The organism is Citreicoccus inhibens (assembly GCF_019039035.1).
GTDB lineage: Bacteria > Myxococcota > Myxococcia > Myxococcales > Myxococcaceae > Citreicoccus > Citreicoccus inhibens.
In genome coordinates this window covers 446,933-466,199 of record NZ_JAHNZT010000002.1, presented here as the reverse complement: position 1 = coordinate 466,199, position 19,267 = coordinate 446,933, and the positions used below count along the sequence as shown (strand labels likewise).

At 69.0% G+C, this 19,267-nt stretch carries 18 protein-coding genes; 8 read left to right on the top strand and 10 right to left on the bottom strand.

Annotated elements, in window-relative coordinates; all coding sequences use genetic code 11:
• Nucleotides 1-109: 109 nt before the first annotated feature.
• The 4 genes from glgB to KRR26_RS04405 are packed head-to-tail and all read right to left on the bottom strand — an operon-like array spanning nucleotide 110 to nucleotide 7,308.
• Entirely contained in the window at nucleotides 110-2,317 is a 2,208-nt protein-coding gene (gene glgB / locus KRR26_RS04420) for a 1,4-alpha-glucan branching protein GlgB (RefSeq protein WP_120209506.1), read from the bottom strand.
• Nucleotides 2,314-3,642, bottom strand: coding sequence for a phosphotransferase (locus tag KRR26_RS04415; protein WP_120209505.1), 1,329 nt, complete (start codon nucleotides 3,640-3,642; stop codon nucleotides 2,314-2,316). The genes glgB and KRR26_RS04415 overlap by 4 nt, the downstream gene beginning before the upstream one ends.
• On the bottom strand, nucleotides 3,639-5,294 hold the full coding sequence (gene treS, locus KRR26_RS04410; protein WP_120209504.1) for a maltose alpha-D-glucosyltransferase: 1,656 nt from the start codon (nucleotides 5,292-5,294) through the stop codon (nucleotides 3,639-3,641). Before treS ends, KRR26_RS04415 begins: the two co-directional genes overlap by 4 nt.
• Nucleotides 5,295-5,310: 16 nt before the next feature.
• Nucleotides 5,311-7,308 carry an alpha-1,4-glucan--maltose-1-phosphate maltosyltransferase gene (locus tag KRR26_RS04405; protein ID WP_120209503.1) on the bottom strand — a complete coding sequence of 666 codons (1,998 nt, stop codon included), beginning with the start codon at nucleotides 7,306-7,308 and terminating at the stop codon, nucleotides 5,311-5,313.
• 214 nt (nucleotides 7,309-7,522) lie between these two features.
• Between KRR26_RS04405 and KRR26_RS04400 the strand changes: the two genes are divergently transcribed.
• The gene (locus KRR26_RS04400) at nucleotides 7,523-8,116 is read left to right on the top strand and encodes a sigma-70 family RNA polymerase sigma factor (RefSeq protein ID WP_120209502.1); all 594 of its coding nucleotides are present in this window, start codon (nucleotides 7,523-7,525) and stop codon (nucleotides 8,114-8,116) included.
• Nucleotides 8,117-8,123: 7 nt separating this feature from the next.
• On the opposite strand, the gene KRR26_RS04395 is transcribed toward KRR26_RS04400, so the two are convergent.
• Nucleotides 8,124-8,471 (bottom strand): hypothetical protein, encoded by a 348-nt coding sequence (locus tag KRR26_RS04395; protein WP_120209501.1) that lies wholly within the window; start codon nucleotides 8,469-8,471, stop codon nucleotides 8,124-8,126.
• Nucleotides 8,472-8,818: 347 nt separating this feature from the next.
• Here KRR26_RS04395 and KRR26_RS04390 point away from each other — a divergent pair, with 347 nt between their 5' ends.
• Together KRR26_RS04390 and KRR26_RS04385 are read left to right on the top strand one after the other, a co-directional pair.
• Entirely contained in the window at nucleotides 8,819-9,514 is a 696-nt protein-coding gene (locus KRR26_RS04390; RefSeq protein ID WP_233577399.1) for a hypothetical protein, read from the top strand.
• 29 nt (nucleotides 9,515-9,543) lie between these two features.
• Complete coding sequence (locus KRR26_RS04385) at nucleotides 9,544-10,500, top strand: hypothetical protein (RefSeq protein ID WP_120209500.1); 957 nt, start codon at nucleotides 9,544-9,546, stop codon at nucleotides 10,498-10,500.
• Here KRR26_RS04385 and KRR26_RS04380 read toward each other — a convergent pair.
• Nucleotides 10,494-10,937, bottom strand: coding sequence for a hypothetical protein (locus KRR26_RS04380; RefSeq protein ID WP_147423054.1), 444 nt, complete (start codon nucleotides 10,935-10,937; stop codon nucleotides 10,494-10,496). The genes KRR26_RS04385 and KRR26_RS04380 overlap by 7 nt on opposite strands.
• 247 nt (nucleotides 10,938-11,184) lie before the next feature.
• On the opposite strand from KRR26_RS04380, the gene KRR26_RS37580 reads away from it, so the two are divergent.
• A complete protein-coding gene (locus KRR26_RS37580) occupies nucleotides 11,185-13,665 on the top strand; it encodes a serine/threonine protein kinase (RefSeq protein WP_217079179.1) in 2,481 nt (826 codons plus the stop codon).
• A 35-nt stretch (nucleotides 13,666-13,700) separates the two neighbouring features.
• Here the strand turns inward: KRR26_RS37580 and KRR26_RS04370 are convergent, their stop codons facing one another.
• Nucleotides 13,701-13,901, bottom strand: a complete 201-nt coding sequence (locus KRR26_RS04370; RefSeq protein WP_120209497.1) for a hypothetical protein — start codon at nucleotides 13,899-13,901, stop codon at nucleotides 13,701-13,703.
• Nucleotides 13,902-14,132: 231 nt separating this feature from the next.
• Between KRR26_RS04370 and KRR26_RS04365 the strand changes: the two genes are divergently transcribed.
• Nucleotides 14,133-14,408 (top strand): hypothetical protein, encoded by a 276-nt coding sequence (locus KRR26_RS04365; protein ID WP_120209496.1) that lies wholly within the window; start codon nucleotides 14,133-14,135, stop codon nucleotides 14,406-14,408.
• A gap of 65 nt (nucleotides 14,409-14,473) precedes the next feature.
• Complete coding sequence (locus KRR26_RS04360) at nucleotides 14,474-15,193, top strand: PHP-associated domain-containing protein (protein WP_120209495.1); 720 nt, start codon at nucleotides 14,474-14,476, stop codon at nucleotides 15,191-15,193.
• Nucleotides 15,194-15,197: 4 nt separating this feature from the next.
• Here the strand turns inward: KRR26_RS04360 and KRR26_RS04355 are convergent, their stop codons facing one another.
• From KRR26_RS04355 to KRR26_RS04345, 3 genes are all read right to left on the bottom strand, one after another.
• A complete protein-coding gene (locus KRR26_RS04355; protein WP_217079178.1) occupies nucleotides 15,198-15,944 on the bottom strand; it encodes a hypothetical protein in 747 nt (248 codons plus the stop codon).
• Between the two features lie 314 nt (nucleotides 15,945-16,258).
• Nucleotides 16,259-16,603: an FmdB family zinc ribbon protein gene (locus KRR26_RS04350; protein WP_120209492.1), complete on the bottom strand. Its 345-nt coding sequence runs from the start codon at nucleotides 16,601-16,603 to the stop codon at nucleotides 16,259-16,261.
• Nucleotides 16,604-16,615: 12 nt separating this feature from the next.
• Nucleotides 16,616-17,776, bottom strand: a complete 1,161-nt coding sequence (locus KRR26_RS04345; RefSeq protein ID WP_233577389.1) for a hypothetical protein — start codon at nucleotides 17,774-17,776, stop codon at nucleotides 16,616-16,618.
• Nucleotides 17,777-18,209: 433 nt separating this feature from the next.
• Between KRR26_RS04345 and KRR26_RS04340 the strand changes: the two genes are divergently transcribed.
• Nucleotides 18,210-18,689: a Fur family transcriptional regulator gene (locus KRR26_RS04340; RefSeq protein ID WP_199723908.1), complete on the top strand. Its 480-nt coding sequence runs from the start codon at nucleotides 18,210-18,212 to the stop codon at nucleotides 18,687-18,689.
• Complete coding sequence (locus tag KRR26_RS04335; RefSeq protein WP_120209491.1) at nucleotides 18,686-19,204, top strand: TlpA family protein disulfide reductase; 519 nt, start codon at nucleotides 18,686-18,688, stop codon at nucleotides 19,202-19,204. The genes KRR26_RS04340 and KRR26_RS04335 overlap by 4 nt, the downstream gene beginning before the upstream one ends.
• Nucleotides 19,205-19,267 lie beyond the last annotated feature (63 nt).

Here is a 19,267-nt window from a genome sequence, read left to right as displayed (position 1 = left end):
GGGCGCAAAGCCACGCAAAAGACAGACACCGCGCGCGTGCCCTCGCCGCATGTTTCACTGTGCGGCGGGGTCTTCGCTGACGCGTGAGCGCGTGTGGGTTCAGCCGCGCTCAGCCTGGGGTGAGCCAGAGCACGGAGAGCGGGGGCAGCGTGAGGAGCGCGGACGCGGGCTGGCCATCCCAGCCCGTGGGCTCGGTGCTCACCCAGCCCTGGTTGCCCAGGCCCGAGCCGCCGTAGTCGCTCGCGTCGGTGTTGAGCAGCTCCACGTAGCGACCATGCAGCGGGAAGCCCACCCGGTAGCCCTCGCGGGGGACGGGGGACAGGTTGGCCACGCAGACCACATGACGGCCGGGCTGGCGAGCGCGCCGCACGAACGCGAACACGTTCGCCGCGGACGCGTCTGGCTGAAGCCACTGGAAGCCCACCGGCTCGCTGTCCGCGTCGTAGAGCGCGGGCAGGTCGCGGTACAGGCGGTTCAAGTCACGCACGAGCGAGTGAATGCCGCGGTGCCCCGCGTCCTCGAGCAGGTGCCAGTCCAGGCTGCGGTCGTGGTTCCACTCGGCGGGCTGTCCGAACTCGCCGCCCATGAAGAGCAGCTTCTTGCCCGGGTGGGCCCACATCCACGCGAACAGCGCTCGCAGGTTGGCGCGCTTCTGCCACGCGTCGCCGGGCATGCGCCCGTAGAGGCTGCCCTTGCCGTGCACGACTTCGTCGTGGCTCAGCGGGAGCATGAAGTGCTCGCTGAACGCATAGAGCAGGCCGAAGGTGAGCTGGTTGTGGTGGTACTGCCGATAGATGGCGTCCTTGGAGAAGTACGACAGCGTGTCGTGCATCCACCCCATGTTCCATTTGAAGTGGAAGCCCAGGCCGCCCTCGCTGGTGGGCTGGCTCACGCGGGGCCACGCGGTGGACTCCTCGGCGATCATCACCGCGCCCGGGTGCTTGCGGCGCACGGTGTCGTTGAGCTCGCGCATGAACTGGATGGCCTCTTCGTTCTCGCGGCCACCCCAGCGGTTGGGGATCCACTCGCCCTGCTTGCGGCTGTAGTCGAGGTACAGCATGGAGGCGACCGCATCCACGCGCAGGCCATCGACGTGGTACTCCTCCAGCCAGAAGAGCGCGTTGGCGATGAGGAAGTTGCGGACCTCGTTGCGGCCGAAGTTGAAGACGAGCGTGCCCCAGTCCGGCTGCGCGCCCTTGCGAGGATCCGCGTGCTCATAGAGCGCGGTGCCGTCGAACTCGCCGAGCGCATGGGCATCGCGCGGGAAGTGCCCGGGCACCCAATCCACGATGACGCCGATACCCGCTTGATGCAGCTGATCCACCAGGAAGCGGAAGTCATCCGGGTGGCCAAAGCGCGCGGTGGGCGCGTAGTAGCCGCCCACCTGATATCCCCAGGAGCCACCGTAGGGATGCTCGGCCACGGGCAGCAGCTCCACGTGCGTGAAGCCCATGGCCCGCGTGTACTCGGCGAGCGCGGGGGCCAACTCGCGGTACGTCATGGGGCGGTCGCCGTCCTCCACCACCCGGCGCCAGCTCTCCAGGTGCACCTCGTAGACGCTCCACGGCTGGTGGTGCACGTCCGTGCGCTGCGCGCGCGCAGCCATCCAGGCGGCGTCCGCCCAGCGGTAGCGCGCGAGGTCATGGACGACGGAGGCCGTGGCGGGCGGCGTCTCGGTGCGGAAGGCGAACGGATCCGCCTTCAACAGTCGCGGCCCACCATGCCCGGGACGGACCTCGAACTTGTAGCGCGCGCCTTCACCAACCTCGGGGACGAACAGCTCCCAGATGCCCGAGGCGCCCATGCGACGCATGGCGTGCAGTCGCCCGTCCCACCCATTGAAGTCACCCACCACGGAGACGCCGGCTGCGGTGGGCGCCCACACCGCGAAGGACACGCCGCTCACGCCATGGTGATGCAGCGGATGCGCGCCCATTCGCTCCCAGAGCCGCTCGTGCCGCCCCTCGCCCGCGAAGTACAGGTCCATCTCCCCGAGCGTGGGCAGGAAGCTGTACGGGTCGCGCAGCGTGAAGACCTTCTTGCCCGGGTACTCCACCTCCAGCAGGTACTGGATGGGCCCGGGGCGCGAGGGGAGGCGCGCTTCGAAGATGCCCCCCCGGCGATGAGACATCGCGATGCGCTCGCCAGACTCGGGCAGGACGACCTGCACGGACACTGCCTCCGGGCGGAAGGCGCGGATGAGCGCCCCGTCTGCGTCCGAGTGCAGCCCCAGTACGGCGTGGGGCTCGGGGTGGCGCAGCTCCACCACGCGGTTGAGCTCCGTGTCGACCTGAGCCGCCTCGGCCGGGTTCTTCACTGGGTGTTCTCCATGCGCAAGAGGGCCTGGACCGGGATGCGCACCCAGTCCGGGCGGTTCTGGAGTTCATAGCGCACTTCGTACAGGAGCTTCTCCAACTCGAACGCGCTCAGCATCACGTGGAAGGACGCCTCCGTCGTGGGCAGGAAGACCGCGCCTTCTGTGGCGCGGCGGTAACCTTCCAGGAATGCCGCGCGGGTTGGTTCCACGCGCGACTGCGGTGTGCCTCCCTCCAGCGACACCGTGGCCTCCGCGTAATCGAATGAGCGCAACATGCCCGCCACGTCGCGCAGCGGATTGTACTTCTCGCGCCGAGCGGTGAACGAGCGCGACGGCTCTCCCTCGAAGTCGAACAGGAGCCACTCGCCATGCGAGCGCAATACCTGGCCCAGGTGGAGGTCGCCATGGGTGCGCGTCTTCTGCCCCGAGGGCGGAATGAGCGCGAGCCGACGCGCCTGCTCGATGAGCCGCTCTCTCCGTCCCTCCAGGTCCGGGTGCAGTCGGCCCGCGTCCGCGAGCGTCACGCCCAACTCGCCCACGATGGACGCGCTCCAGCGCTGTAGATCCTCTTGAAGCACCGGCTCGGGCGCGAACGCGGCATCGTCGGGGGAGGCCGAGGCGAAGGCCTGGTGCAGCTCGCCCACGCATCGGCCCATCTCGCGCATCTCGTTGAGGAAGCGCTCGCTCAGGGCCCGCTCCTGGCGCAGCCGCTCCAACGTGTACCGCCAGCCGTCCACCGCGTCCGGCACGAAGCGATGCGCGAGCGCGAGCGTGGCGCCCGCCGCGCCCTCCAGCGTGAGCGCGCCCAGGAGGCGGGGCGTGGAGCGGAACTCCGTCTTCGTCGCGAGGAAGCGGCCCACCTCGTACTCGGGATTCACGCCCGCTTCGAGCTTGCGGATGATCTTCAGGATGACCTGCTCGGCCAACACCACCGAGGTGTTGCTCTGCTCCACGTTGAGGCGACGCACCGGCACAGGGGAGGGGAACGTCGCGTCGGCGGGGCCGATCCACTCCCCCACGACCCGGCCCGAGCCAGCAGGCACGGTGCGACCCTCGCGCAGGATGTGGAACAGCGCGCGCACGCAGTCATCCGTGTCCATCGCGCTCTGGATGCCCTCGGCGGCAGGCTTCGCCAACAGGAGGTAGCGCTCCGGCTGGCCCAACTCGTACACCACCTCCACCACCGCGAGGGTGAACGAGCAAGAGCCCAGGTCCAGCGGCACGTGGTCCACGACGTTGACGCTCTTGATGGGCCACGCCTTGCCGGCGAACCATCGCTGGCTCTTGAGGAAGTCCGGCAGCTTCGTCAGGTCCAAGGAAGTCACGCGAGAGTCCTCCCTGGCTCCGGCTTGTCCAGGCGGAACCACAGGAACATGTAGGGGCCCATCGACATCTGGTACGGCAGCTCGCTGATGCGAGGGAACGGCGTCTCTCCAATCAACTCCACCGGCACGAGCCCCTCGAAGTCGCGCAGGTCCAACACCGCGGGCTGGGCGAAGCGCGACAGGTTGCACACCACCAGGACCGTCTGTCCTTCGCCTTCGCGAACGAAGGCCATCACCTTGCGGTTCTCCACCGGCATGAACCGCAGGCGGCCCGTGGCGAACACGGGGTATTTCTGGCGGATGCGCACCATGCGCTTCACCCAATGCAGCAGGCTGGACTTGTGGCGCTCCTGCGCCTCCACGTTGAGGGCCTGATAGCCGTAGACGGGATCCGAGATGATGGGCGCATACAGGCGCGCGGAGTCCGCCCGGCTGAAGCCCGCGTTGCGATCGCTCGTCCACTGCATGGGCGTGCGCACGCCGTTGCGGTCGCCCAGGTAGATGTTGTCGCCCATGCCAATCTCGTCGCCGTAGTAGAGGACGGGCGTGCCGGGCAGGGTGAACAGCAGGCTGTGCATCAGCTCGATGCGCCGCCGCCCGTTGTCCATCAGCGGCGCGAGTCGCCGGCGGATGCCCAGGTTGATGCGCATGCGCGGATCCGTGGCGTACTCGCGATACATGTAGTCGCGGTCCTCGTCGGTCACCATCTCCAGCGTCAGCTCGTCGTGGTTGCGCAGGAAGATGGCCCACTGCGAGTTGTCCGGGATGTCTGGCGTCTGCTGCATGATCTCCACGATGGGGCCGCGGTCCTCCTTGCGGATGCCCATGAAGAGCCGCGGCATCACCGGGAAGTGGAAGCCCATGTGGAACTCGTCGCCGTCACCGAAGTAGACGCGGACGTCGGCGGGCCACTGGTTGGCCTCGGCCAGCAACATCTTCCCCTGGTACTCCGAGTCGATCGTCTTGCGCAGGCGCTTGAGGAAGGCGTGTGTCTCCGGGAGGTTCTCGCAGTTGGTGCCCTCGCGCTCGAAGAGGTAGGGCACCGCGTCGCAGCGGAACCCATCCACGCCCATGTTGAGCCAGAAGCGCATCACATCCAGCATGGCTTCCTGCACCGCGGGGTTGTCGTAGTTGAGGTCCGGTTGGTGGCTGAAGAAGCGGTGCCAGAAGTACTGCTTGGCCACCGGATCCCACGTCCAGTTCGAGCGCTCCGTGTCCACGAAGATGATCCGCGCGCCCTTGTAGCTGTCGTCCGTGTCGCTCCAGACGTACCAGTCGCGCTTGGGGCTCTTGGAATCGCGCCGGGCCTCTTGGAACCACGGGTGCTGGTCGCTCGTATGGTTCACCACCAGCTCGGTGATGATGCGCAGCCCTAGCTTGTGCGCCTCGTCCACCAACCGCTGGAAGTCCGCCAGCGTGCCGTAGTCTGGATGGACGCCGTAGTAGTCCGCGATGTCGTAGCCGTCATCGCGCAAGGGGGAAGGGTAGTGGGGCAGGAGCCACAGGCAGTCCACGCCCAGGTCCCTCAGGTACGGCAGCTTCTCGATGAGCCCGGGGATGTCCCCGTGACCGTCGCCGTTCGAGTCATAGAACGCGCGGATGTGCAGCTCGTAGATGAGGGCCTTCTTGTACCAGAGGGGATCCAGGTCCATGCGTCTCTCGCTGCGCTCACGCGTAGTAGTCGAAGCCGTGCTCGGTCCGGCGGAAGCGGGTCACGACCCACAAGGCCGCGGGCTGCTCGGGCGTCAGGTGCACGCGCGCTCGCGGGCCGTTCCAGAGCGCGTGCGAGCCCGACATCAGCTCGCGCACCGGGAGCGTCTCGTCCGGGCGCGCGCCCAGCCACTCCCACGGCACCTGGAGCACCGCGTCCTGGGCCGCGTAGGGATCCAAGCTCACCGCCACCAGCACCGTGCTGGCTCCATCGGGTGAACGCTTGCCGTAGAACAGCACGCGCTCATTGTCCGCGGTGAAGAACGTGAGCGAGCCGTATTGGTGCAGGGCCGCATGCTGGGCGCGCGCGGCGTTCAGCCGCGCAATCCACTCCTGGATGTTGCCGGGCCGCTCCAGGTCCCACGCCACGAGCTGGTACTTCTCCGAGTCGAGGTACTCCTCCTTGCCCGGGAGGTGGCGGCCTTCGCACAGCTCGAAGCCGCAGTAGATGCCCCACGAGGACGAGAGCGTCGCGGCCAGCGCGGCGCGAAGCCGGAAGGCCCCGGGGCCCGCGCCCTGGAGCAGCTCCGGCAGGATGTCCGGCGTGTTGGGCCAGAGGTTGCCTCGGAAATAGTCCGACACGGGCGGTCGGGTGATCTCCTCCAAGTAGGCCGTCAGCTCGTCCTTGAAGTTGCGCCACGTGAAGTACGTGTATGACTGGGTGAACCCCACCTTCGCGAGCGCCTGCATCACCTTGGGGCGCGTGAAGGCCTCCGAGAGAAAGAGCACGTCGGGGTGCGTGTCCTGGACCTCGCGGATGAGCCACGCCCAGAACTGGATGGGCTTGGTGTGGGGGTTGTCCACGCGGAAGATGCGCACGCCCTGCCGCACCCAGTGCAGCACCACCGCGCGCAGCTCGTGCCAGAGCGCCTCGCGGTGCGGCCCCATCCAGTCGAAGTTGACGATGTCCTCGTAGCGCTTGGGCGGGTTCTCCGCCGTCTTGATGGTTCCATCCGGCCGATGCTGGAACCACTCGGGGTGCTCGCGGACATAGGGGTGATCCGGCGAGCACTGGAACGCGAGATCCAACGCGACCTCGATGCCGTGACGCGCGGCCGCCTCCACCAGTGAGCGGAAGTCTTCCAGCGTGCCCAGGCGAGGATGCACCGCCATGTGACCGCCCTCTTGCGCGCCGATGGCCCACGGGCTGCCGACATCGTCCGGCTGCGCTTGAAGGCTGTTGTTCCTGCCCTTGCGCGCGGTGACGCCGATGGGATGGATGGGCGGCAGATAGACGACGTCGAAGCCCAGGCGCTGGACGTACGGCAGCCACTCGCGCGCATCGAGCAGGGTCGCGTGCGTCACCCCGTCGCGCAGCGCGGAGCGAGGGAAGAACTCGTACCACGCGCTGAAGCGCGCCTTCTCTCGGTCCGCGAACACCTCGAGCACCGGCTCATATCGTCGCGCGAGGCTCCGGTCGGGGTGGTGCGACGCCAGGTCCACCAACTCCGGCGCGAGCGCCACGGCGAGCAGGTCCGGCGAGGCGGGCTGCCGCAGTCGCGCTCCCGCGTCGGCGAGCACTCGCGCATCTTCTTGGGCCGAGCTCGCGCGGGCGCGGGCGGCGGCGCCCTCCAACAGCGCGGCGCCCTCCAGCAGCTCGCTGCGCACATCGCGGCCCGCGTCCACCTTGCGCTTCAGCTCGGAGGTCCAGGTTCGGAAGAGGTCCGGCCACGCTTCAATCGTGTACTCGTAGCGGCCGTTGTTCCTGAGCGGCACGCTGGCCTCCCAAGCGTCGTTGCCGAGCGCGCGCATGGGGACCTCGGCCCAGTCGGTGCGCTGTGAGACGGGAGTTTGCTGTCGCCAGCGCACGACGGCGGCGAGGACGTCGTGGCCTTCCTTGAAGATGTCCGCGCGAACGATGAGGGGCTCACCCGCGATGCGCTTGATGGGATGGCGCCCCGCGTCCAGCTCCGGTTGCACGCCCTCGATGAACACGCTTCCGATTCGGTCGGTCATGGCGGCTCAAGGCCCTTATAGGTCCGCGTGGCGATGGCGCCGCCGAGGCATGCTGACGAGGCCGTTGATGCACAACGCCACGCGCGCGGGTCGCGTTGGCTCGTCAACGTTAGGAACGAGGCCAGCGGGCGCCCACCCCGTGGAGCGCGCTGGATTGCCTGCCCGTACTTGAAGCTGGGATCCTCCTGGCAGGATGCGGTATCCGGCATCGCACATGGCGCCCACCGAACCCTCCGCAGCCCGAGCGAGCGACCCGGCGGATGACCGGGCCCTGCTTCTGCAGGTCGCGCTCGGGGACAGCCAGGCCATGCGGGATGTCTATGCGCGCTGCGCGGGCCGCGCGTTCGCGCTCTGTCTGCGCCTGTTGCCCGCGCGAGCCGACGCCGAGGAACTGCTCCAGGAGACCTTCCTCGAAGTCTGGCGGCGCGCGCGTGAGTTCGATCCTTCGCGTGGCGGCATGGAGACGTGGGTGGCGACCATTGCGCGCACGCGTGCCATCGATCGCCTGCGCGCGCTGGGCACGGTGGCGCGGACGGTGGAAGGCGCGACGCACAGCCCGCCTCCGGTGAGCGCGACGCCCGTCAGTCCGGACGTGGCGGTCGCCGTGGGGGAGGAGCGCTCACGCGTGCTTGCGGCGCTGCGGCAGCTGCCCTGGGAGCAGCGCCACGTGGTGGAGCTGGCCTACTTCGATGGGCTGACCCAGCGGGAGATCTCCGCGCGCACCGGAGATCCCCTCGGCACGGTGAAGACGCGCGCGCGGCTGGCGCTGGAGAAGCTGAGCGCGCTGTTGCGCGAGCCCTCGCGCTGAGGCTCCGTCAGGAGAACCGCACCTGGAAGCGCGCCAGCAGGGGTCCGGCCGCGCGCGCCTCCGCGGACGAGCGAGGCCCGCCTGGATGGAGCTGCGCCTGGAGCGCCACCAGCGCGGGCTTCATCTCCTCGAACGCGGCCAGGGCCTTCTGCTCGCTGTCGAAGAACCGGTGGTGGAGGATCCACCCTGTCACCAGGCACGACACTGCGTGGAAGTCGCGCGAGGCATCCGCTTCGTACGTGAGTCGCAACTGACCGGGAACCGCTTCATCCCGCATGATGGCGCCGCCTTGCGAGCCGGGCCCGCCCAGCGTGTTCCCATCCTCGAAGGGGCTCCAGGCGGTGTCCTCGGTCATCGTCGCGGCTCCTTGGGCGTTCAGGTGGGCGCGCAGCAGAGCATGGTTCCTCCGTGGGACCGGGACTTTCGCGTGAGGGCTGGGGCGCGGGAACCGCATGCTCCGTTGGACGTGCCCGGGGCAATCGGGCCCCTTGGGGTGGCCCCGCGCGGTTGCCGCGTGACGAGGGACGGCTCACCTTTCAATGGAGTCCCGCCCGGCAGTGGGATGCGCCGGGGGAGACTCGACAAAGGGAGGGGACCTCTCACGTCGAACCGTGCAGAGGGGTGACATGAGGGGAACAGTCCTCGTCGGGTAGGTTGGAGAACGAGGGCTCCTCGGCCTACGCTCTTCGCCCCATGAAGGCGATGCTCGTGTCCCTGCTTCTCCTCGGCGCAGCGCCGCGTGAGTCCACACCGGCGCTGCCCCCCGATGCTCTCGCGGCCCCACCTCGTGTGGATGAGTCGCCCACCGCGTGGTCCTGCACCATCGACACGCTCCGCTCTGGAAAGGAGTGTGTCTTCGAGGCCGATCTCAAGGTCGGCGCGCCGAACGCGCAGCAGGACGCCGCCAACATCCAGTTGCTCAAGGACGCTTCGCGCGCGCTCTGTGGCGAGGCCATTCGCGTGGCACGAGATGGCCAGTCCGACGCGAACCTCACGGCCGTCTGCGAGCGCAACTACGCCCGCGTCGTGGGGCAGTGCGGACTCGAGGGCGTATCGCCCGTGGTGGATGCCAAGGGTCGCTTCGCTCCTGGCGCACGCGCCTGCTACCGCGCCCTGTCCTCGGTGCTCCAGGAGGTGCAGCTCATGGCGGCCGTGGCCTCGCCGTGTTGCGAGTGCGCCGCGCGCAGCGGCTGCCCCGGCACGGGAGAGCGCTGCTACGCGGACGTGTCCCACCAGCAGTCTTCGCCCGCGGCGCTCGCGTGCCTGGACACGCGCTGTCATGACGCCTGCTCGATGATGCTGCCGCCCTCTGCGTCCATTCCTCGCGCGGCGCCCGCCCCCGCGGCGGGGCACGCGCCCCAGAAGGCGGCGGGGCGCGCGGGTTCGGCCTCGCTCTAGGCCCCTTTCATTTCGAGTCGAGGTGCACGATGTCCCGCTTCCCGAGAACCGCCCTGGCCGCGCTGGGGGCCCTCACGCTGGGGTGTAGCGCGTCGCATACCCACGCGCTGCGCGCCGATGCGTCGGCGCCTCCGCCCGCCGAGTCGCACCGACTCCCCACGCTGGTGCCGCCCGCGGAGCCGGCTCCGTCCGTCAGCGATCCCAAAGCGTTCGTCGCCCGCTTTCCCACCCCGGGCATGTGCGAGGCCGCGGCGCGGCGCCTCCAGGCCACCTCGCCTGATGAGGCCTGGGCCGCCCTCAAGGCCTGTGTCGAGTTGACGCCGTTCACGCAGCTCTCCGTGCTGCTGGGGCGCCCCTGGTCCGATGAGCTGCTCGTGCGCCCGGACGGTGCCGACCTCATCGCGCGCGTCGTGGCGCAGCGGGGCGGGGGAGTGGACGGTGAGCTGCGGACGCTCAGCGACCACAAGGTCCCCATCTTCTCGCTCGCGTCCGCGGTCTCTCGCCCGGATACCTACAAGGGCCGCTACGTGCTGCTGCGCGCGCAGGTCGCGGATCAACGGGAAGAGGGTGAGCGCCCCACCGTGTGGCTGGTCGAGCATGCGTTGGAGTCAGCGCCGTCGAACCAGGACCTCGGCGTCAGCTATCGCGTGGACTCGGACCGCACCACGTCCGGCGATGTGGCCGGGCGGAGCGAGCTCACGGGCGACGGCCACCTGGGCGGTGCGTTGTCCACGCGTGAGCGGGTCAGCCACTCGGCCAGCGTGAAGCGCTACGACAACCTCTCCGACGAGACGGGGCGCGAGGCGCTGGGACGTCTGGCCGCGCCGGATCCCTTCCTGGAACCGCGTCGCGATTACGTCATCCTCGCTCGCTTCGATGGCATGCGCCTGATGGCGGGCGCCGCCAGCGATGACGAGGAGGGCACCGGCATCCCAGTGCTCACCATCGTCAGCTATCACCTGCCGCAGTCGCTGGCCGTCTACTGACTCGCCCCCGCGGTGGGATGATCCGTCGCGGGAGTGCCGGGGTAGATCTCCACTTCCTCGGCGAGCCACTCGCCCTGCTCCTCGTCATAGAGCGTGTGGACCTGGGCGCCCGGTTGCAGCTGTGAGAGCTGCACGGGGTGCCCATCGAGCAGGAAGCGCGTGCTGGGGCCCACGACGAAGGGGCGCTCGACGCCGTCGATGTCCTCCGCGGAGAAGCCCGAGCCACCGGTGGCCGTGACTGTCCCCAGGAACTCCAGCTCCGCGGCGCCGCCACGGCCGGGCGCGAGCAACTCCTCCCAGGGAAGGGTCTGCGCCGTCGTTTGCCGCGCGCCTCGCGACCCTCCCGTGGCGTCTGCGATTGATCCCTGTCGCGTGCAGGCCGCGCCTGTCATTCCCACGGCCACGGCGACCAGCAATATCCACCCCGACGACCTCATGGCGCTCGCTCCTCCGGTGCATGCGAAAGATGGGAGGGGGAGGGTGGGAGACAATCCGACCGGGAGGCGCGTCGCCTCGTTCCGGACGAACGCGAGGAGCAGGCAGCCCCGACCGGCCCGAAGTGTTGACGGGCAGACATTCCAGCCACCCCCGGGGCACGCCTCGGGATTGGCGGATTCGCCATGGATGTCTCTAATTTCTTGAAAGGCTCGGATGTCTCCGGACAAGCCGCTATCGTCCCGAGGAATGGCAAGCACGGAGCGGGATCGGTTTGGCCGGTACGAGCTGGTGTCGCGGATCGGCCGTGGGGGTATGGCCGAGACCTGGCAAGCCCGATTGATGGGGGCCGCGGGCGTCACCAAGTCGGTGCTGATCAAGAAGGTGCTTCAGGAGTACGCCTCCGACGACGCATTCACCTCCATGTTCATCAGCGAGGCGCGCATCTCCGCGACGCTCTCGCACGGCAACATCGCGCAGGTCTTCGACTTCGGTGAGGTGGATGGCGAGTACTTCCTGGCCATGGAGTTCGTGGATGGCCAGCCGCTCAATCGCATCCTCAAGCGCGCGTTCCACTCAGGGCTGACCGCCATTCCCGCGCCCATCGCGACCTTCATCGCGATGGAGATGTGCCGAGGCTTGCACTACGCGCACACGCGAACGGCGGAGAACGGCGCGCCGCTGGGCATCGTCCACCGCGACATCTCTCCCGACAACGTCATCGTCAGCTTCGAAGGGCAGGTGAAGATCGTCGACTTCGGCATCGCGAAGGCGCGCTCGCTGAGTTCGGCGAACACCGCGCCCGGCGTGGTGAAGGGCAAGTACCTGTTCTTCTCGCCCGAGCAGGCGCGCGGCGAAGACGTGGACGGGCGCACCGATGTGTGGGCCACGGGCGTGGTCCTCTATGAAATGCTGTGTGGCAAGTTGCCGCTCGCCGGGCCGGAGTACCTGGTGATGCCCCGCTTGATGGAGGGGCAGTTTCCGCGTCCCCGACAGCTGCGTCCGGATCTGCCCGTGGCACTGGAGCGCATCTTGATGCGCGCGCTGTCCGTGGACTGGGAGCAGCGATACCCGTCGTGCCATGAGTTCGCGGATGCGCTGGCCGGGTTCCTCTACTCCGCCGCGCCGCGCTTCTCGGCGATGCACCTGGCCCATCTGCTGCGGATGCTCTTTCGCGAGGACCTCTCCGCGTTGGGCCGCGACACCAAGGTCCCCCCTTCGTTCGAGGAGGAGCTGTCGCTCTGGCGCGCCTCCGCGCCACCGAAGCCGCTCCCTCTCGAGCCTCCGTCCGCGCGTCCCACCACGGCGCGGGAGGAGGCGCGTGCGCTCGGCGCGCTGCCTCTCCCCGACACGGCCTCTCTCTCCGCGGCGCCCCATTCCATCGAGCCTGCGCAGTGGCGGTGGATCTGGCTGGGGACCGGCCTGTCCCTGGTCTTCCTGCTGGGGATGGCGGGGGTCTTCTCGGGGGCGCGTGAGTCCGCCGCGCCGCCCGCCGAGACGCGACCAGAGGAGCCTCGGCCCATCGCGCCGGCGCCCGCCCCCGATCCGCGCGCGCTCCTTCTGGCCGGAAACGTGGCGCCGGTCGCAGCCGCCGGACCAACAGCGACTCCTGTGAATGTCACGGCGCGCAGCGCGCCTCCCCCGAAAGTCGAGGAGCCAGACACGCTGACGTGGCCTGCGAACAGCATCCGCCTGGATGCGCAGCGCCACGTGCTCCTCGTGTCCGCGGCGAAGGCCGCCGTCATGGTCCTCAACGCGGACACGCACTATCTGCTGTCGGAGGCTGCGTCGGACTCCTCACGGGCCACGGAGTCGTCACCGCTCATCTACTTCCTGAAGGGCCCCCGCGTGTCCGCGGAGGACGCGGTGGGGGAACTCTCCCCACTGCCCACCGAAATCCATGGCGCCTCCATGTTGTACGTCTTCACCCTCGCGCCCGAGTTCGACCGCCCTCCCAAGAAGGAGCCCAGCTGGTCGATGAGCCTGACCCCGCCCAAGCTCGCCAAGGACCGGAACGTCAACGTCCTGAACACCGAGACCCACCGCAAGGCACAGCTTCGGGTGCAGCCCAATTGGATGAATGTGACGCACCACGGCGCCCTGTCGCTCGAGGGCCTCTCGGTCAGTGGGACCTTCCGTCTCAAGTTCGAGTCAGAAGGGAGCGGCGCGTTCACCGAGGGCCGCGGCAAAGGGGCGACGCAGGTGGTGGCCTGCCTGGAAGCGCCACCGCGCGCGGAGGAGTCACTCGCCAGGCCTGAACCGAAGCCGCACACCCTCCTGCTTCACGAGGGGATCGCGGGTGACATCACGGGCGTGAGAGCGCTTCGCTGCGGCGTCATCGATGATGACCCCGCCGACAACAAGGGGACCCTGCTGCTGCACGTGGAGAAGGTCACCCCAGGGGCGGACAAGGCGAGCGTGAATCGGGGGAGGGGAGAGGGGCCCGTCCCTACGGAGATCCAACAGCTGATCAACGAGGGGCGCGACCTCGTCCGCGCGAAGGAGTACTCGCTAGCGAACTCCGTGGCGAAGGACTGCGCGCAGAAGGCCCCGGACAACGCGGAGTGCCAGCTCCTGCTGGGACTCACTCACTGCCAACTCAAGAACCTGGAGGAGGGAACACGCCACTATCGGCGGTTCCTGAACCTCGCGCCCGCGAACCACCCGAAGCGGGGGTGGGTGAAGGCGCAGCTCTCATGGGCGCAGATGATGATGGGGCGTGGGCACTGATGGGGGGCCGGGCCCGGACGTGCGCCCGGCGAGGACTACGGCTGCTGCTGGCCCTTCGCGTGCTTGTAGAAGAGCACCATCGTGTAGCAGTGGAACTCGTTGTCGGAGGACTGGCACACGACGCGGTCCACGATCTCCAGATCCGCGTTGCTCTTGAGCCAACGGGTGACGTTCTCACCCAGCTCCTCCCGCTCCTTGGCCTTGGTGGCAGAGAACACCTTCACGCCCGTGAACATCGCCTGCCACTCCTTGTGCGGTGGTGAGAAAAGGCTGACCGAGGCTTATCGCACACGCCGTTCACAGGTGTCAAAAAGCCGGCTTCCTGGAACGTGAAGGCGGGGGGCGGCCCGGGGCGGGGGTGTGCAGGGCGCCGGGCGTGCCTAGATTTTCCCAGTCGTACCCGGTTCGGGTGGGGCAGCGCGGCGCACGGACGCACCGCGCGGGGGCGGGGGCGAAGGGGGAAGGCCGTGGACGTGAAGACCAAGAAGGACCTGGCGGTGGATTTCATCAACACCATCCGGACGATGGACCCGGGCGCGCTCAATGCCCTGATCGTCAAGGAGGCAGGGGAGGAGCTGGCCCAGTTCTTCCTGAACTACAGCGCCAACCTCATCTCCAAGGACCCGGCCCGCGTGCTGGAGAACACTTCCTCGCTGATGCTGATGGGCTACCTCATCCGCACCTACGAGGAGAAGAACACCCAGGCCAAGCAGGGCTCCTTCCAGGCCTACGCCTTCGCCTGAGCCTCGGGCAGCGCGCACGCGGCAGGCTCGACAGCTCCCAGGGAGCCTGTTAGGGAGCGGCGCCCATGCTCATCGACCTGCACGCCCATTCCCACCTGTCCAAGGGTTGCGAGTTGGATCCGCGCGCCGTGCTGGAGCGAGCGGCGCTGTTCGGACTGGATGGGGTGGCGTTCACCGAGACGAACACCCAGGACGGATGCGACGAGCTGTTCGACATGGCCGCCAGGTCGAAGCTCAAGGTCTTCGTCGGGTTGGAGCTGGTGACGGACCGCGGCCAGTACCTGTGCTTCTTCCCGAAGCCGGAGCTGGCACCCGAGCCCGTGCAGATGTGGGGCAGCAACCGCGAGAAGCCCTGGAGCGCCGCCGAGTGCCTGCCGAAGGTGAAGTCCCTGGGGGCCGCCATCGTCGCGGCGCGGCCGTATGATCGCGACAGCCCCAACCCCGCCATGGACTTCATCCGCACGCTCAACGTGCTGAGCGCGGTGGAGGGCTACAACGCCAAGGTGAAGCAGACCGCCAACGACCTCGCCGTCGAGGCCGCGGACGCCCTCAAGCTGCCCTGCGTGGGCGGCAGCGACGCGCGCGGCTCCCTGGACGAGGTCGGCCGCGGCGCCACGTTCTTCAAGCGCGACATCCAGACCCAGGCGCAGCTCGTCCAGGAGTTGCTCAAGGGCGAGTACTGGCCGGTGATGGCCGGAGAACTGCCCCGCCTCACGCGCCCAGGCGAGGCCCAGGCCGCGCGCAAGTCCGGAGGCGGCAAGCGCCGCCAGCAGCGCCGCCGCTAGGCCGTCACGGCAGCAGCGACTTCCCCGCCTCCTCGGCACGCACCAGTCGGCCGTCGGAGAGGTTCGCCACGCGACGCTGGGTGGGCCACGTCCACGCCTCGAGGCGCGCGGCTCCCTCCATGGAGCGACGCACCGTCTCGGGCGGGCCCCAGGCCATGCGCACCGCATCCGCGGGCATGGCCGCGACGAGCCGCTTCTCTCGCACCGCGTCCCTCACCAGCGCCGGCAGGGCCTCCAGCTCCGGCTTCAGGGAGCGCGGGGAGAGGTACTTCTCCAACTCGGCGCGGAAGTCCTCCGGCTTGTCGAGCTGCGGCGGCAGCACCAGGACGAGCGGCGGACCCTTGGGGGCGCCCTCCACCTCCAGATACACCCAGGGCCACGTGCGCGGCGAGTACAGGACGCGCTCCGTGACGACCCATGCCGTGGGGAACTCGACCTGGGTGATGCGCACGCGCGCCCCGGCAGGCACCGTGGCCTGGATGGGGCCCGGCGAGATGGGCTTGCCCTGGGTGTCGTTGAGGAACTCCACGTCCTCGGGGGAGTAGGGCGTCAGCAGGCGCCGGGACGCATCGCCGAAGAAGGGCGTGACGTAGCTGGAGACGCGCAGGTACTGCTCCGCGTCCACGCCCGTGAGGCGGTGCTCCAACGCCGAGCGATCCTCGGGGGACATCCGCGTGTACGACGCGCAGCCCGTTCCCAGGAGCATCGCGAGGGCGAGGAGAGAGAGTCGAAAGGAGCGAGCTGTCGGCATGGCACCTCCGCGCGAGGACAAGGGAGCGCGTGAGGTCTGCTTTAGCTCACCGCGCCGCGTGCGTCAGTGTCGCCGTGGAGGCGGCCGGCTTGCCTCGGCAGCCCCGCTGCGGAGGGCAGACGGGGCCTCGGCCCTGGAGGTCCGGCACGAGGAGGAAGCGACCGAGCCCCCGAGCGTCCGTCAGCTCCGGGTGACCGCACAGCGCGCAGTGGCGAGGGGGGCGACTGGAGGGCGGGAAGGGCACGCCCCCAGTCTGAGGCCCTCCGCGGGGCCTCGCGAGTTTTCCGCCAGGCCCTGCACGGAGGTCCAGATGTCTACGTCTTGGGCGTGGAGGACGTCGCCGCGGGAGCGGCCGCGGCCGTCGAGGACGACGCGCTGCTGCTCGAATCGCCGCCACCGCTGGTGCTGCTCGTCGACGTGGACGCCGAAGACGAGGAGGACGAAGACGACGAGGAGGAGCCCCCGTCCTTCTTGGTGGAGCCGTACAGGTCGGCGTACCAGCCGCCGCCCTTGAGCACGAAGCTGGAGCGGCTGACCACTCGGCTCAGCGAGCCGGCGGCGCCACACGCGGTGCAGGCCTCGGGAGTCGGATCCGAGATCTTCTGCAGCACATCAATGGTCTTTCCACAGCTCTGGCAGGAGTACTCGTAGATGGGCATGTTGCGTCCTCGTCAGGGCGAAGAGTGGGGAGTGCCGGGCGAGAGCTGCTTGCGCAGCGACTCACTCATGCCCAGGCGCTCGAAGGCGCGGGTGACCAGCTCGCCCGGGGCGCCATGCTTGCGGCCCACGGCCTCGGCGAGCGAGTGGAGATCCGTCGCGTCGGGCAGCTGATCGCGCACCAGCCGCTCCAGCTCCTTGCGGAGCGTGTCGGTGAAGCGCTTCTTGATGCCCAGGTCGACCAGGTACTTGTCCCGGCCGAGCAGGTCCAACCGCTGGGTGAGGTGGGAAGAGGTCGACAGGGCCTCGCGCCGGAAGCGCTCGCGCACCATCTCCACTTCCTCCGTCAGCAGCAGCGCGGCCGTCAGCCGCTGCAGCTCATGCGGGCTCAACCCGAGCGCCCAGGCCACGCGCCCCGAGGCGCCTCGGTGCGTGGAGTAGGCCTCGATGAGGTTGCCCTTCTCCTTGGCCTCCAGGGAGGCCATCAGGCCGTGGTCCCGGAGGACGTTCTCCATGTCCACCTGGGTCAGCTCGCCGCGCGAGCCGTTGAACCGGTGGGAGAGCGTCTTCAGGAGCGAGAAGCGGTGCTCCGCGGCCGCGATGGCCTCCTCCAGGAGGGCCTTGCCCTCCATGCGCGTCAGCTCGAAGAACGCGATGCGCGGGGCCTCCACGCGGGTGAAGCGCCCGCGCGGACGGGGCAGATCCTTCTTGGGGAAGGCGCTCTCGCTCGCCTCCTCATCCAGGGCCGCGACGGCCTCGGGCTCCGGCGCGATGCGCTTGCGCGGCGCGATCCGATCCGCGACCGACGGCTCGGGCTTGCGCGCCGCCTCGTCGGGATCGCCCGCGGGCACGGGCCGGGGGGCCGGAATCGCGAAGGTGGGCGCCTGGGGGGCCGGGGTGGGGGGAGGCGTCTTCTCCTCGCGCACGCGCGCCAGTTCCTGGACGACGTCGTAGTAGCCGCAGGTCTGTCGCTGAGCGGCCACTCCCGCGGCGGTGCCTCGGAGGATGTCCACCACGGCGAAGGGCCCCAACGGGGTCATCTCCGGGTCGACGTCGGTCAACGCGCGGACGCGGAAGTCATCCTCGTCTGCCAGGAGGGCAAGCGCCTCGCGGACATCGGCCGCGGGAGCCGGGGCCTTCGCGCGTCGGCAATAGTCCGACACGGCGACAGCCACGGGGGTGGGGACATCATCGGGCTGTCGTCTTCTCTGCCAGGGACTGGTCATGGAAAGTAGCGGAAAATTGCTCGTTTACGAGGGCGGTTGCCTCTATCTTCGCCGCCAGACAGGTGTCAATGAGCCAGTCCAACCTCAACTTAAACAGCCAGCGGACCGCGCAAGCCCTCGGCGGGGGCTTGCGGACGTTCTTGCGACCGGTCGCGCCGGCCGCATGGCCCCCCGGCGACCGGGGGATGACATCCTGCGTACAACACTCCGGGTCGCCATTTCCTTCGGCGTCTGGGGCATCCTTCCATGAAAGGTCCCCCCTCGCGCGGAGCACGGCACGTCGTTACAAGGGGGGCCGTCGGTCGGGGGGCGCCCGGCCGCTCCCCGAGGAGGCTCGATGCACGCTGGCACCCGTGGGGCGATTGAAGGCTCGCAGATGACCATGACTCACACTCACCCCGGACACGACGAGAACAAGGACGAGGTGCTGGCCCGCTACATGGCCCAGCATGGCCTGAAGAGCACCCGCCAGCGCAGCCTCATCATCGACACGTTCTTCTCGGTGGGGGGCCACCTGTCCGTCGAGGAGCTGTGGAACAAGGTCCGGGAGCAGGACGCCAAGGTCTCGGTGGCCACCGTCTACCGGACCATGAAGCTGCTCAACGAGTGCGGGCTGGCCCACGCGCGCAACTTCGGGGACGGCCAGACGCGCTACGAGGCCGCGGCGGGACGCGAGCACCACGATCACCTCATCTGCACGCGCTGCGGGACGATCGTCGAGTTCGAGAACGACCGCATCGAGGCGATGCAGGACGCGGTGGCGCGCAAGCACGGCTTCTCGGTGACGTCGCACAAGATGGAGCTGTACGGCCTGTGCCGCAACTGCCAGAGCGGGGGCCTGGGCCCGAAGACGGAGGCATGACGGTCATGCGGCGCGCGCTGGCGTGTGCCCTGGCCGGGCTGCTGCTGACGGCGTGTCACCTGCGCGCGAAGCCCGTGGACGCGGGGCCGGCCTTCCTCCAGGCCCTGGCCCTGCCCTCCGTGGGACCCACCCGGTACGACTACCGCAACCTGTCCGGCAAGGTCGTCCTGGTCTCCTTCTTCGCGACCTGGTGCTTCCCGTGCCTGGCGGACATGCCCACGCTGGAGGCGCTGCAAAAGCAGTACGGGCCGCAGGGCTTCCAGGTGGTGGCGGTGGGCATGGACATCGAGGAGGCCAAGGTCCTGGTGCCGTTCGCGGACCACTACGCGCTGAACTACCCGGTGCTCGTCTCGGATGCGTACATGCGCGCCGGGCAGACGGCCTACGGCCCCATCCGGGCCCTGCCCAGCACGGTGCTGCTCGACAAGCGGGGCAGGGCGGTGGCCGCGTGGCAGGGCATCGAGGGCCAGGCCGAGGTTGCCAAGGCCATTGAGAAGCTGCTGCGCCAGGACTGAGCGTCCGCGCACTCCCAGGTTGCTACAGGGCTGGAGCGGTTTTCTTGCGGGTGAGGGGACCGC